Source organism: Acidovorax sp. GW821-FHT09A11 (assembly GCF_059418365.1).
The window spans coordinates 685,852-699,630 of record NZ_JBWKPS010000002.1 but is presented as its reverse complement, the minus strand read 5'-3'; the positions used below and the strand labels follow the sequence as shown (position 1 = coordinate 699,630).

Annotated in this window: 12 protein-coding genes; 9 read left to right on the top strand and 3 right to left on the bottom strand. The window is 67.8% G+C overall.

Going from position 1 to position 13,779, the window contains the following annotated elements:
* Positions 1–65: 65 nt before the first annotated feature.
* The gene (locus tag AC07PV_RS07325) at positions 66–941 is read right to left on the bottom strand and encodes a branched-chain amino acid ABC transporter permease (protein ID WP_494629828.1); all 876 of its coding nucleotides are present in this window, start codon (positions 939–941) and stop codon (positions 66–68) included.
* Positions 942–947: 6 nt separating this feature from the next.
* Positions 948–2,165 carry an amino acid ABC transporter substrate-binding protein gene (locus AC07PV_RS07320; protein WP_494600469.1) on the bottom strand — a complete coding sequence of 406 codons (1,218 nt, stop codon included), beginning with the start codon at positions 2,163–2,165 and terminating at the stop codon, positions 948–950.
* 221 nt (positions 2,166–2,386) lie between these two features.
* On the opposite strand from AC07PV_RS07320, the gene AC07PV_RS07315 reads away from it, so the two are divergent.
* A complete protein-coding gene (locus AC07PV_RS07315; protein WP_369641903.1) occupies positions 2,387–3,358 on the top strand; it encodes an AraC-like ligand-binding domain-containing protein in 972 nt (323 codons plus the stop codon).
* Positions 3,359–3,535: 177 nt separating this feature from the next.
* On the opposite strand, the gene AC07PV_RS07310 is transcribed toward AC07PV_RS07315, so the two are convergent.
* A complete protein-coding gene (locus AC07PV_RS07310; RefSeq protein WP_218293895.1) occupies positions 3,536–3,925 on the bottom strand; it encodes an Hsp20/alpha crystallin family protein in 390 nt (129 codons plus the stop codon).
* Positions 3,926–4,017: 92 nt separating this feature from the next.
* On the opposite strand from AC07PV_RS07310, the gene AC07PV_RS07305 reads away from it, so the two are divergent.
* The 8 genes from AC07PV_RS07305 to AC07PV_RS07270 all read left to right on the top strand — a co-directional run bounded on the left by AC07PV_RS07305 (position 4,018) and on the right by AC07PV_RS07270 (position 13,737).
* Positions 4,018–5,364: a branched-chain amino acid ABC transporter substrate-binding protein gene (locus tag AC07PV_RS07305; protein WP_218340646.1), complete on the top strand. Its 1,347-nt coding sequence runs from the start codon at positions 4,018–4,020 to the stop codon at positions 5,362–5,364.
* 131 nt (positions 5,365–5,495) lie between these two features.
* A complete protein-coding gene (locus AC07PV_RS07300; protein WP_494629826.1) occupies positions 5,496–6,497 on the top strand; it encodes an LLM class flavin-dependent oxidoreductase in 1,002 nt (333 codons plus the stop codon).
* A 37-nt stretch (positions 6,498–6,534) separates the two neighbouring features.
* Positions 6,535–7,893, top strand: coding sequence for an LLM class flavin-dependent oxidoreductase (locus AC07PV_RS07295; protein WP_494629825.1), 1,359 nt, complete (start codon positions 6,535–6,537; stop codon positions 7,891–7,893).
* Entirely contained in the window at positions 7,893–9,098 is a 1,206-nt protein-coding gene (locus AC07PV_RS07290; protein WP_494629824.1) for a M20 aminoacylase family protein, read from the top strand. The genes AC07PV_RS07295 and AC07PV_RS07290 overlap by 1 nt, the downstream gene beginning before the upstream one ends.
* Positions 9,099–9,124: 26 nt before the next feature.
* Positions 9,125–9,712 (top strand): GNAT family N-acetyltransferase, encoded by a 588-nt coding sequence (locus tag AC07PV_RS07285; RefSeq protein WP_494629823.1) that lies wholly within the window; start codon positions 9,125–9,127, stop codon positions 9,710–9,712.
* A gap of 67 nt (positions 9,713–9,779) precedes the next feature.
* The gene (locus AC07PV_RS07280) at positions 9,780–11,654 is read left to right on the top strand and encodes an amino acid ABC transporter permease/ATP-binding protein (RefSeq protein WP_494629821.1); all 1,875 of its coding nucleotides are present in this window, start codon (positions 9,780–9,782) and stop codon (positions 11,652–11,654) included.
* Positions 11,655–11,826: 172 nt separating this feature from the next.
* Positions 11,827–12,762 (top strand): ABC transporter substrate-binding protein, encoded by a 936-nt coding sequence (locus tag AC07PV_RS07275; protein ID WP_494629820.1) that lies wholly within the window; start codon positions 11,827–11,829, stop codon positions 12,760–12,762.
* A 24-nt stretch (positions 12,763–12,786) separates the two neighbouring features.
* Complete coding sequence (locus tag AC07PV_RS07270; protein ID WP_494629818.1) at positions 12,787–13,737, top strand: ABC transporter substrate-binding protein; 951 nt, start codon at positions 12,787–12,789, stop codon at positions 13,735–13,737.
* Positions 13,738–13,779 lie beyond the last annotated feature (42 nt).

The window sequence follows — 13,779 nt, the reverse complement described above, 5'->3', positions numbered from 1 at the left end:
CCAGGCCAGGGGTGGCGTCCCCCTCCCGAAGGAGAGGGGGAAGACGCGAAGCGGCTCAGGGGGTGTCATTTCTTGAACAGTCCGTTGGGGCGCCAGATCAGCACGCCGATGAACACCGCATAGCTCAGCAGCATCTTGAGAGAGGGGCTGCTGAAGTGCATGCCCAGCGCCTCGACCACACCCAGCAGCAGGCCACCGGCCAGGCTGCCCGCCAGGCTGCCGAAGCCGCCCAGCGTGATCACGATCAGCGCCGTCACGGTATAGGGCTCGCCCATCGAGGGGGAGATCTCGTAGGTCATCGACAGCAGGGCCCCCGCCACGCCCGACAGGCCCAGGCCAATGCCGAACATCATCGGGTGCAGGCGCCGGGTGTTGATGCCCACCAGTTGTGCGCCCGTGGGCGACTGCATCAGCGCCCGCACGGCCTTGCCCAGCAGCGTGAGCTTGAGCAGCGCGACCAGCGCGGCCGACAGCGCCAGCGCCACGCCGAACAGCACCAGCTTGTTCTCGGTGAAGCGCATGCCCGCCACCTGCACCGGGTCGGCCAGGTATTCGTAGCCGCGCAGGTCGCCGCCCCAGATCAAGAGCGCGGTGTTCTGCACCAGAAACATCAGGCCGAAGCCCACCATCAGGCTGCGCGCCTCGAACACGTCCACGTTCGGCGCGCGCGCCGCCAGGCGCTTGAAGCACAGCGCATGCACCGCCACGCCCAGCACGAACAGCGCGATGAAGGCGATGGGCATCAGCAGCAACGGCGACCAGCCCCAGGCGGTGTGCGCCCACCAGGTGAGGAAGGCGCCGAGCATCAGGAACTCGCCATGCGAGATGTTCATGATGCGCATCAGCCCGTACTGCAGGTTCAGGCCCATAGCCACCAGCGCGTAGATGCCGCCGGTAATGAGGCCGCTGGCGACCAGTTCGGCCCAGGAGGTCAAGGACATGCCGTCTTACTTCCAGGCAGGCTTGTTGGTGTTCAGCTGCGCCGTGGCGCGGTCCTTGGGCCACACCACCTCGAAGTCGCTGCCCTGCCACTGGCTCACCGTGCCAGGGATGGAGGCGTTCTCGCTGCCTGCAAAGCGGATGCCGCCCAGGATGGTCTTGAACTCGTTCTTGGCGATGTGCTCGCGCAGCGCCTTGCGGTCCAGGCCCACCTTCTCCACGGCCTGCTGCAGGATCTGCAGGCCCGCCCAGGCATGGCCACTGGCCCAGCGGTCGGGCTCCTTGTTGAACTTCTTCACGTGGGCGTCGAAGTAGGCCTTGGCCTCGGGGCTGGTCTTCACGCTCCACGATCCCATGCCGATCACGCCTTCGGTGTTGGCCTGCATCACGTTCTTGTACAGCTGGAAGGCGGTGCCCACCGAAGCGTAGAAGAATTTGGGGTTCAGCCCCACCTCGCGCGCCTGGCGGCTGACCAGGATGGTGTCGGGCGGGTAGGTGATGCCGATGAAGGCGTCGGGGTTCTGGTCCTTGATGCCGCGCAGCACGGGCGCCAGGTCCTTCACGCCCAGCGGGTAGCTCTTGCGCTCCACCACCTGGATGCTGGTCTTCTTGAGCGCGTTGTTCAGCGCCGCGAAGTTTTCCAGGCCGAACAGGTCGTCCATGTAGACGATGGCCACCGACTTCACGCCGTTGGCCACCAGCATGTCCACCAGCGCGCCCATCATCTTGTCGGGCTGCTGCAGCAGCGAGAAGAAGTAGGGCAGGTTCATGTCGATCAGCTTGCGCGACAGGGCGGTGGGCGCCAGCAACGGGTAGCCAAAGCGGTTGGCCAGCGGCGCGATGGCGAAGTTGGCGCCCGAGCCCCAGGGCGGCAGGATCAGGTCCACCTTGTCGCTGCCCATGAGTTTCTCGAAGGTGCGCACACAGGTCTCGGTCTCGCTGCGGTCGTCGTAGCCGATGAGCTCGATGGGGCGCTTGGCGCCCTTGATGCTCAGGCCGCCCGCCGCGTTCACCTGTTCGGCCCACAGCAGGTAGTTGGGCTCCTGGCTGACCTGGGCGCCTGCGGCCCAGGGGCCTGTGCGGGCAATCGCGTAGCCGATGCGCACGGGGGCGCTGCCACTGCCTTGGGCCAGCAGCTGCGGCGCCACGGCCAGCGCGCCCACGGTGGCGGCGGCCCCCTTGATCCATTGGCGCTTGGAGGGTTGGGATGGTGAATGCGTTGTCATTGTGTGTCTCCTCGGATGGGAGGCCCGCGCAGTGCAGGCCGTACCCGGATCGTAGGAAGACGCCGCCCGGCACGCTGGGCTGAGCGTGCACAAAAGCCTTGTCCCAGCGTGCACGGCGCAGGGGGTTTACCCGGATTTCCGTGCCCGCCGCAGGAATAGCGGCGCGGCCGATAATCCCGCTGAGACAGGCGGCACCGTCTGCATGACGACTGGAGACACCCATGGCCCACCCTCTGACCGAGGTATCGACCGACACCGTGCCACCGCGCGACCGCCTGCACCTGTGGGGCGATGCGGTGTGGCGCCTCATTGGCGGGCTGGAGTCCGATGCGTTTGGCGACGAGGCCTTCGCGGGCCACATCACGTCGGGCCAGGCGGGCTACGTCAACCTGTGCCAGCTCGACGTGAGCCGCCACCGCGTGGTGCGCACCCCCAGCCTCATCCGCAGCAGCGACCGGGCCTACATCAAGGTGGTGGCGCAGCTCGAAGGGCGCGCCTGCTTCGAGCAGAACGGCCGCCAGGTGTGGCTGTCGCCGGGCGAATGGAGCGTGTACGACACCACGCGCGCCTACGCGGTGAGCAACCCGGAGGCCGTGCGCCAGATGGTGCTGATGATCCCCAAGGAACAACTGCCCGAGCGCAAGCTCAAGCTCGACGACCTGATGGTGCAGCGGTTTTCAGGCACCACGGGCGTGTCGCGCCTGGCGTGGGACACCATGCGCGCTGCGTTCACCGAGCTGCCCAGCATGTCCGACGCCGCTGCCGACGGCGTGGCCGACGTGATCACGCACCTGGTGCAGCTGTCGCTGCTGGAGCGCAACGGCCAGCACAGTGCCGTGTCGCAGCGCGAGGCCCTGCGGGACCGCATCGGCCAGTACATCGACCGCCACCTCGCAGACCCGGACCTCACCATCGACCGTATTGCGCAGGCGCTCAACTGCAGCAAGCGGCACCTGTACAACGCGGTGGCGGACGAGGAGAACACGCTGGCCACCATGATCCAGCACCGGCGGCTGGAGGCGTGCCTGCAAGACCTGCGCAGCAGCGCGCAGGCGCAGCGGTCGGTCACGGACATCGCGCTGTCCTGGGGTTTCTCCAACAGCGCCCATTTCAGCCGCGTGTTCCGCGCCCATGTGGGCTGCAGCCCCAGCGAATACCGCACGCGGGCCCGGGTTCCGGCATTGCCACACTGAGCGCGCTCTCCGGCCGCTGCGCAGGCCTGTCGGCAGGTCGTTTCATAAGAAAAAGCGCCCCTGCCGCTTGCGGCAAGGGCGCTTTCAGCTATTGAATCAATAGCGGTCGTGCTGGCGGCAGGCGGCCCGCCCTGCGCGGGCGGGCGGGCGGGCGGGTAACTGTGCAAGCGCAGCCGTTTACTGGATGCTCAGCGACGTGGCCCGGCTCACGGGCTCCAGGCGGGCCAGCGTCAGCGTCAGCACGCCGTTTTCCAGCTTGGCGGAGCTGTTGGCCACGTCGATATCAGTGGCCAGCTCCCAGGCGCGCTGCACCTGACGGGGCGCGCCCTCCACGCTTTGCAGGCGCACCTGGTTGCCTTCGATGCTGATGGACAGCTGCTCGCGGGCCAGGCCCGGTACATCCAGCTGCAAGGTGGTGGTCTTTTCGTCCTGCGTCACGGCGCAGCCGGCAGAGGCCGGGGCTGCGGGTGCGGCCAGTGCGCCCATCAGGAAACGCTGCAGCGCCAGGTCGGCGGAACGGGGGGACTGGGCATAAGCGGCACGGCGGATCACGGGGGCGAAGATCATGGGTAACTCCTATAAACTGCGCGGCTCTCGACGTGGTCGCCGCATGCCAAGGAGTTGTGTACGGCCGGGTTGCTTTTCAAGGGAAAAATGGCATGAATAAATTGCGCTCCGTGGGCTTGAAAACAGGCGCAGCGGCATTACGTCAACCGGTTTTGGCGCTGGCCACGGCGCTGGTCTGCGCTGTGGCCCCCCTTTCCGCCAGCCATGCCCAGACCGCGCCCGGCACCACGGCCGCGGCCCCGGCCAAACCGGTGAAAGTGGCGCTCATCGAAAGCCTCTCGGGCGCGTTCGCCAACACCGGCGAGGCGGTGTACCGCAACGTCTACTGGGCCATGGAGCGTGTGAACGCACGCGGCGGCGTGCAGTTGCCCGCCAGCAGCGGCGGCCCCCGCCCGCTGGCGCTGGAGCGCTACGACAGCAAGGGCCAGAACGAAGAGGCCTTGTCGGCACTGCGCGCGGCCATCGACGACGGCGCACAGGTCATCCTGCAGGGCAATTCGTCGGCCACGGCGGCGGTGCTGATCGAAGCCATCAACAAGCACAACGAGCGCGAACCGAACAAGCGCGTGATCTTTTTGAACTACTCGGCGGTGGACCCCATCCTCACCAACGAGAAGTGCAGCTTCTGGCACTTTCGCTTCGACGCCCATGCCGACATGCGCATGGCCGCGCTCATGGAAGTGATGCGCGAAGACAAGGGCCTCAAGAGCGTGTACCTCATCGGCCAGGACTACAGCTTCGGCCAGGCCGTGCTGCGCGAGGCGAAGAAGCAGCTGGCCGCCCAGCGCCCCGAGGTGACGGTGGTGGGCGACGAGCTGCACCCCATCGGCCGGGTGAAGGACTTCGCGCCCTATGCGGTGAAGATCAAGACCAGCGGCGCGCAGGCCGTGGTCACGGGCAACTGGGGCAATGACCTCACGCTGTTGGTCAAGGCCGCGCGCGAGGTGGGCTACGAAGGCAGCTTCTACACCTTCTACGGCAACGCCCTGGGCGCGCCCGCCGCCATCGGCGACGCGGGCATCGGCAAGGTGGTGGCCGTGGCCGACTGGCTGCCCAACGTGCCGGGCGCGCAGAGCGAGGCGTTCTACCAGTCGTTCCGCACGCGCTTTCCCAAGCCGCAGGATGACTACGTGCACATGCGCATGCAGCTCATGGTCGAGGCGCTGGCCCAGTCCATCGAACGCGCGGGCGGCACCGACGCCGTGGCCGTGGCGCGGCAGATGGAGAGCGCGAATGTGCAGCTGTCGGGCCAGGGCGGAAGCATGCGCGCGGCGGATCACCAGTTCCAGCAGGCGCTGGTGGTGGGCGTGATGGACAAGAAGGGCGCACCGGGCGTGAAGTTCGACGTGGAAGGCTCAGGCTACGGCTTTCGCGTGGTGCGCCAGATCGCCGCCGCCAAGGCCCAGCAACCCCACAGCTGCACCATGCAGCGCCCCTGACCCACGGCGCGGGCGGTATGCGGCGCAGCGCGCGCCGCATATCGATATGAAAAGTTAGCGCAACCGGTGCAGGCCGTCGGGCCACAGAATTTGTCGCATTGATCACCCATGCGCGAATCGCTGCCTCCACCGTGTCCTACACCCTCTCCCTGCTCGACAAAAGTCCCATCCCCGACGGGGCCACGGCGGCCGAGGCGCTGCAGCGCACCGTAGCGCTGGCCCAGCGTGCCGAGCAACTGGGCTACCGCCGCTTCTGGGTGGCCGAGCACCATGGCAACCCGGGCCTGGCCGGCTCGGCACCCGAAGTGCTGGTGGCCCACCTGCTGGCGCGCACCTCGCGCATCCGCATCGGCTCGGGCGGCGTGATGCTGCAGCACTACAGCCCTTTCAAGGTGGCCGAGGCTTTCAAGGTGCTCGCCTCGCTGGCGCCCGGCCGCGTGGACCTGGGCGTGGGCAAGGCGCCCGGCGGCCTGCCGCTGTCCACGCGGGCGCTGCAGGCGCTGCACGACAAATCCAGGCCGTCCGATTTCAGCGCGCGCTTTGCGGAGCTGGACGCCTTCCTGCACGGCACGCTGGACCCGGACCACGCGCTGGCGGGCGCCGTGGCCTACCCCGCACCGCCCAGCCTGCCCGAGCGCCATCTGCTCGGCGGCAGCCCCGACAGCGCTGTGCTGGCGGCGCGCCACGGCTGGCATTTCACGTACGCGGGCCATTTCAACGGCGACCCCGTCAACATCGAGCGCACGGTGCGCGTGTACCGCGAAGCTGCGGGCCGCGCCCCCTCGCTGGCGCTCTATGCGCTCGTGGCTCCTACCCAGGCACAGGCCGACAGCCTGGTGGGCGCATTGCGCGTCTTCAAGCTGCATTTGTCCACCGGCCAAAGCGTGAACCTGCCCAGCGCCCAAGCCGCCGCGGAGTTTGCGCGCCAGGCCGGCGTGGCGGACTACCGGCTTGAAGAAACCCGGCCCCACGTGATCGCCGGTTCGCCCGACACGGTGCGCGAGCAGCTCGATGCGCTCAGCGAGCGCTACGGCATCGAAGAGTTCGTGGTCGACACGCCCGTCACGGGCTTTGCCGACCGCCTGGCCTCGGTCGAGTTGCTGGCGGGCGCCTATGCCACCGCCGAGGCCTGACCCGTTGGCCGCCCCCCTTTCCCCAGGAACAGACACCATGAGCAACACCCCACAACCCATCCGTTTCGGCGTCATGCTACACGGCGCGGGCGGCCACATGAATTCGTGGAAGCACCCCGCAGGCCCCGCGGACGCGAGCGTCAACCTCGACTTCTACATCGAGACCACGCGGAAGGCCGAGGCCAACGGCATCGCCTTCGCCTTCGTGGCCGACGGGCTGTTCATCAACGCGAAGTCCATCCCGCATTTTCTGAACCGCTTCGAGCCCATCTCCATCCTGTCGGCGCTGGCCGTGGCGACGTCGAAGATCGGGTTGGCGGGCACCATCTCCACCTCGTACAGCGAGCCATTCACGGTGGCGCGGCAGTTCGCGTCGCTGGACCTCATCAGCAAGGGGCGCGCCGGCTGGAACGTGGTGACCACACCGCTGGAGGGCACGGCCAGCAACTACAGCCGCAACCACCCCGACCATGCGCTGCGCTACGAGATCGCCGACGAATACCTGCAGGTGACGCAAGGCCTGTGGGACAGCTGGGACGAAGACGCCGTGGTGCGCAACCGCGCCACGGGCCAGTTCTTCGACCCCGCCAAGCTGCACACGCTGAACCACAAGGGCCGCTTCTTCCAGGTGGCGGGGCCGCTCAATATCGGCCGGTCGCCGCAGGGGCAGCCGGTGATCTTTCAGGCGGGTTCCTCCGACGCTGGCATCGGCCTGGCGGGCAAGTACGCCGATGCGGTGTTCACGCATTCGCCGTCGGTCGAGGAGACGCGCAGCTTTCTGCGCAAGGTCAAGGCCAGCGCCGTGGTGCATGGCCGCCAGGCCGACGACGTGAAGATCTTCCCCGGCATCGGGCCCGTGGTGGGCGCCACGCAGGAAGAGGCTGGCGCCAAATACCAGGCCATCCGCGAGCTGCTCACGGTCGATGAAGCGCTGGCCTACCTGGGCCGCTACTTCGACCACCACGACTTCAGCCAGTACCCGCTGGACGCGCCCTTTCCGGAGCTGGGCGAGATCGGCCGCAACAGCTTTCGCTCCACCACCGACCGCATCAAGGCCGACGCCAAGGCACGTGGCCTGACCCTGCGCCAGGTGGCGCTGGAGGCCGCCACGCCGCGCTCGCAGTTCGTCGGCACGGGCGAGCGCGTGGCCGACGAGATCATCCGCTGGGTGGATGAGGGCGCGGCCGATGGCTTCATCCTGGGCTTCCCCGTGCTGTCGCAGGGGCTTGATGATTTCATCGCGCACGTGATTCCGGTGCTGGAGTCGCGGGGCCGCTACCAGCGCACGCTGCCGGGCCACACCCTGCGCGACCACCTGGGCCTGCCGCGCAAGGCCAGCCGGTACGCGCAGGCCGATGCGGACGCAGCCACGGCGCCAGAGAAGAAGGTGGCGTGATGGGCGCAGCATTGCCCGTAGCGGCTTCCGCACACGACGTGCAGCGGGTGAAAAGCGTGGAAGAGGGCATTGCCGCCTTCATCCACGAGTTCCAGGCATTGCGCCGGGACCTGCACCAGCACCCCGAGCTGTCGTTCCAGGAGCACCGCACCTCGGCCATTGTGGCCGAGCGCCTCGCGTCCTGGGGGTACGAGGTGACCACCGGCATCGCGGGCACCGGCCTGGTGGGCACGCTGCGCAAAGGGCAGGGCACCAAGACCCTGGGCATCCGTGCCGACATGGACGCACTGCCCATCACCGAGGCCACGGGCCTGCCCTATGCCAGCCGGAACGCCGGGGTGATGCACGCCTGCGGGCACGACGGGCACACCACGGTGCTGCTGGCTGCGGCGCGCTTCCTGGCCGAGTCGGGCCGCTTCGACGGCACGCTGAACCTCATCTTCCAGCCCGCCGAGGAGAACGGCGGCGGTGCACAGCACATGATCGGCGAGGGCCTGTTCGAGCGCTTTCCGTGCGACGCGGTGTTCGGCCTGCACAACTGGCCCTGCGTGGGCGCGGGGCACTTCGGCTGCGTGACGGGGCCTGCCATGGCCTCGGTGGACCAGATCACCATCACCGTGCGCGGCAAGGGCGGCCACGGCGCCGCGCCGCACGAGACGGTGGACCCGGTGGTGGCCAGCGCGCACATCATCACCGCGCTGCAGACGGTGGTCTCGCGCAACGTCGATCCGCTCGACATGGGCGTGGTCACGGTGGGCTCCATCCATGGCGGCAACGCGCCCAACGTGGTGCCCGAGAGTGTGGAGCTCAAGCTCACGGCCCGCGCCTTCAAGCGCGAGGTGCGCGAGGTGCTCAAGGAGCGCATTCCGGCCATTGCCCGCGCGCAGGCCGAGAGCTTCGGCGCCACGGCCGAGGTGTCGTACCGGCCCGGCTACCCGGCCGTGCTCAACCATGAGGCCGAGACGGAGCTGGCACGCAGTGTGGCCATCGAAACCTTCGGCGCAGCCCGCGTGGACGCAGGCTTTCGCCCGCGCACGGCCAGCGAGGACTTCGCCTTCATGCTGCTCAAGCGTCCGGGCAGCTACGTGTTCGTGGGTAACGGCGATGGGGCATCGCTGCACAGCCCGTACTACGACTTCAACGACGCCATCCTGGCGCCCTCGGCCACGTACTGGGTGCGGCTGGCCGAGCGGTTTCTGGCCTGAGACCCCTTGCACGAGAAAGCCCTCCCATGAGTGACAGCTTCATCTACACCTCGCCTGCCGATCCCCTGGCCCGCCCGCTCATCGACGAGCTGTCGCACGAGTACGAGTCGCGCTACGGCGAGTTCTACGACCGCGAGGGCGGGCAGCGCGAGATGGAAAAGTATCCGCCCGAGCTGTTCACGCCGGAGCACGGCGGCAATTTTGTACTGCTGTTGCGCGGCGGGCAGGCCATTGGCGGCGGCGCCTTCAAGCGCCACAGCGATGCGCACACGGCGGAGCTCAAGCGCGTGTGGACGCATTCGGCCCACCGCCGCCAGGGCCTCGCCGCCAAGGTGCTGCGGGAGCTCGAAGCGCAGGCGCTGCGCCAGGGCTATGCGCGGCTGTACCTCACCACCGGCTTTCGCCAGCCCGAGGCCGTCGGGCTGTATCTGGGACACGGGTACACGGCGCTGTTCGACACCACGCTGCCACACGAGACGTACCGCCATCTGCCGTTCGAGAAGACGTTGCTCGCAGCGGACGGCCTGGAGTCCGCCGCCACGTTGACGACGGCGCCCGCCACACCGCACGCCCTGGGCGTGGGGCACGCCGCGGTCGTGGCGCAAGCGGCCTGAAAGCCGCCAAGCACACCGGCCCCCGCTCTTTTCCACGAACCCCGACAGCCTGCGAGACCTCACCACCATGTCCACCTCCACCACCCTGGACGCCGCTGCCGGTCTGCCGCTGGGGCCAACCCCTGCCGCGCCGCCAGTGGCCAACAGCCATGCGCCTAGCGCTCCGGCCGCCACCCCATCGCCCACCCCAGTGAAGGGCGACTATTCGCACTACAAAGTCGTGCCCGCGCGCTACCGGGCACGGGCCGCCGGCACGGTGTTTGCTGCGGTGGTCATCGCGCTGGTGCTGTATTCGGTGTTCACCAACCCGCGCTGGGGCTGGAGCATCTTCGGCGAGTATTTCTTCTCGGAGCCCGTGCTGGTGGGCCTGGGCCGCACCCTGCTGCTCACCGCGCTGGGGGCGCTGTTCGGCTTCACGCTGGGCACGGCGCTGGCGCTGGCCCGCGTGTCGCGCTCGCCGCTGCTGGCGGGGCTGTCGTGGACCTTCATCTGGATCTTCCGGTCCATCCCGGTCATCGTGCTGCTGCTCATCATCAACAACCTGGGTTACCTGTACGAGACCGTGAGCCTGGGCGTGCCGTTCACCGGCTGGACGTTCTTCTCGTACCCCACCACGCAGCTCATCAGCCCGTTCGTGGCGGCGCTGATCGGCCTGACGCTGAACCAGGCAGCGTTTGCTTCGGAGATCGTGCGCGGCGGCATCCTGTCGGTGGACCAGGGGCAGCTGGAAGCGGCGGCCGCCCTGGGCCTGCCGCGCCGCCGCCAGGCGTTTCGCATCGTGCTGCCGCAGGCCATGCGGTCCATATTGCCGGCGGGCTTCAACGACATCATCGGGCTGGCCAAGGGCACGTCCAACGTGTACATCCTGGCCCTGCCCGAGCTGTTCTACACCATCCAGATCATCTACCGCCGCAACCTGGAGGTGATCCCGCTGCTGATGGTGGCCACCGTGTGGTACCTCGTGATCCTCACGGTGCTGTCGCTGCTGCAGTACTACATCGAGCGGCATTTTTCCAAGGGCGCGCTGCGCAGCCTGCCGCCGTCGATCTTCAGCGGCATTGCGCAGCGCCTGTGGCCTGCGCGGCGTGTGGCCGTTCAAGGTGATACACCGGTGACCGCACCGGCAGCAGCGCCCACGCCCGCCGTCGCCACCGTGCCGCGCTGGACGGGCGAGCGCAACCGCGGTGGTGAAGTCACCATCCACGGCGTGTCCAAGAGCTACGGCGCCCTGCGAGTGCTCAAGGACGTGACTCTGACGGTGCCGCCCGGCAGCGTCACGGTGATCCTGGGGCAGTCCGGCTCGGGCAAGTCGACCTTGCTGCGCACCATCAACCACCTGGAGCGGGTGGACGATGGTTTCATTGCCATCGATGGCGAGCTGATCGGCTACCGCCAGGACGCGGACACCCTGTACGAGCTGGGCGAGAAGGACATCCTTCAACGCCGGGTGGACGTGGGCATGGTGTTCCAGAACTTCAACCTGTTCCCGCACCTCACCGTGCTGGAGAACATCGTCGAAGCCCCGGTCACCGTGCGCAAGCTGCCGCGTGCCGAGGCTGAAGCGCTGGCGCTGGAGCTGCTGGCGCGCGTGGGCTTGTCCGACAAGGCGCACAGCTACCCGCGGCAGCTCTCCGGCGGGCAGCAGCAGCGCGTGGCGATCGCGCGCGCCCTGGCGCTCAAGCCCAAGGTGCTGCTGTTCGACGAGCCCACCTCTGCGCTGGACCCTGAACTGGTGGGCGAGGTGCTCGATGTGATCAAGGAGCTGGCGCGCACTGGCACCACGCTCATCATCGTGACGCACGAGATCGGCTTTGCCCGCGAGGTGGCCGACACGGTCGTCTTCATGGAGCAGGGCCGCGTGCTGGAGACCGGCACACCCGCCAAAGTCTTCAGCCAGCCCGACCACCCCCGCACGGCGGAGTTCCTGGCCAAGGTGCTCTGAGCCGCCGGCCGCCTCACCCTCATCGTCCCCCACCCGCAGCGGCCCTCTGGGTCAGCCGGCCTGTGGCCCAGGCCGGGCTGCGGCATGGGCGCCGCTGTGATCTGCCCGATTTTTTTGCTTCCTTCCTTTGCCTGCTTTCCTGACCCATCCATTTCATCCCCGGAGCCGATCCATGACCCTTGTGAACCGAACCCTCGCAGCCCTGGCACTGGCCGCTGCGTCCATCGCCGCACTGGCGCCCATCCACGCGGCTGCGCAGGCCATCGACCTGAGTCCCGAGCAGCCCACGCGCGCCCGCTCGCAGAAGGTGGACGAGGCGATCAAGCTCGTCGCCAAGGATTTCAAGTTTGCGAAGGAGGGTGTGCTCACCGTGGGCACCACCACGGGCCGGCTGCCGTTTGGCGCCTATGCCACCGACAACAAAACGCCCGTCGGCAACGCGCCGGACATCGCACAGCTGGTGGCCGACAGCCTCGGGCGCAAGCTGGAGCTGGTGTCCGTGGCCTGGGCCGACTGGCCACTGGGCCTGCAGTCCGGCAAGTTCGATGTGGTGATCTCCAACGTCACCGTCACCGAGGAGCGCAAGGAGAAGTTCGACTTCTCGACCTACCGCAATGACCAGCTGGGCGTGTATGTGAAGGCCGACAGCAAGATCACGTCCGTCAAGGAGCCCAAGGATGTGGCGGGCCTGAAGGTGGTGGTCGGCGCGAGCACCAACCAGGAGCAGATCCTGCTGCGTTGGAACCAGCAGAACATCGCCGCAGGCCTCAAGCCGGTGGACATCCAGTACTACGACGACGATGTGGTGTTGTACTTGGCGCTGGCCTCGGGCCGCGCCGACGCGTACCTGGCCCCCAACGGCATCGCCGCGCACAACGCGCGCGATGGCAAGACGAAACTGGTGGGAACCTTCTCGGGCGGCTGGCCGCAGGCGGCCGAGATTGCCGTGACCTCGCGCAAGGGTTCGGGCATTGCCGACGCGATCACCACGGCACTGAATGCGCAGATCAAGAACGGCAACTACGCCAAGGCGCTCGAGCGCTGGAACCTGCAGTCCGAGGCCATCCAGGTCTCGCGCACCAACCCTCCCGGCTTGCCCAAGAAGTAAGCCTGCAGCCTTCAAGGACCATCCATGATTCTGACTCTCCATTCCCTGTCGCGCCGCAGCCTGGTGGCCCTGGCCTCGGCGTGCGCGCTGTCCTGCGCGTGGACCGTGGCCGGTGCTGCCACCGCGTTTGACTTCAGCCCCGAGCAAATGGGCCGCATCCGCGCCGAGAAAGACGCAGCGGCCGTCCAGGCCATTCCGAAGAATTTCAAGTTCGTGAAGGAAGGAGTCTTCACCGTGGCGATCGCGCCGTTTGCGCCCCCCATCGCCACCTATGCCAGCGACGCCAAGACGGTGGTGGGGTTCGACCCGGACTATGCGCAGCTGATTGCCGACGCCCTGGGGCTCAAGCTCGAACTGCTGCCGATTGCCTGGGCCGACTGGCCGCTCGGGCTCACCTCGGGCAAGTACGACGCGGTGATCTCCAACGTGGGCGTGACCGAGCTGCGCAAGGAGAAGTACGACTTCTCCACCTACCGCCTGGGGTTGCACGGCTTTTATGTGCGCGCCGACAGCAAGATCGCCTCCATCAAGGAGCCCAAGGACATTGCGGGGCTGAAGGTCATCACCGGATCGGGCACCAACCAGGAGCGCATCCTCCTGGAGTGGAACAAGCAGAACGTCGCCGCGGGCCTCAAGCCCGTGGAGCCCGTGTACTTCGACGACGACGCCGCGCGGCTGCTGGGCGTGGTGTCGGGCCGGGCCGACGCCAACTTCAACCCCAACGCGCCGCAGGCCTACCACGCGGCCAAGGACGGCAAGATCAAGCTCGTGGGCACGGTGAACGCGGGCTGGCCGCTCAAGTCCGACGTGGCCATCACCACGCGCAAGGGCTCGGGCCTGGCCGATGCGCTGACGCTGGCCACCAATGGGCTCATCAAGAACGGCAAGTACACGCAGGCGCTGCAGCGCTGGAGTTTGCTGGAGGAAGCGTTGCCCAAATCGGAAACCAATCCCCCGGGCTTGCCCAAGTTCTGAAGCCCTCTGAGCCGCTGCGCGACTTCCCCCTCAGGGGGACGC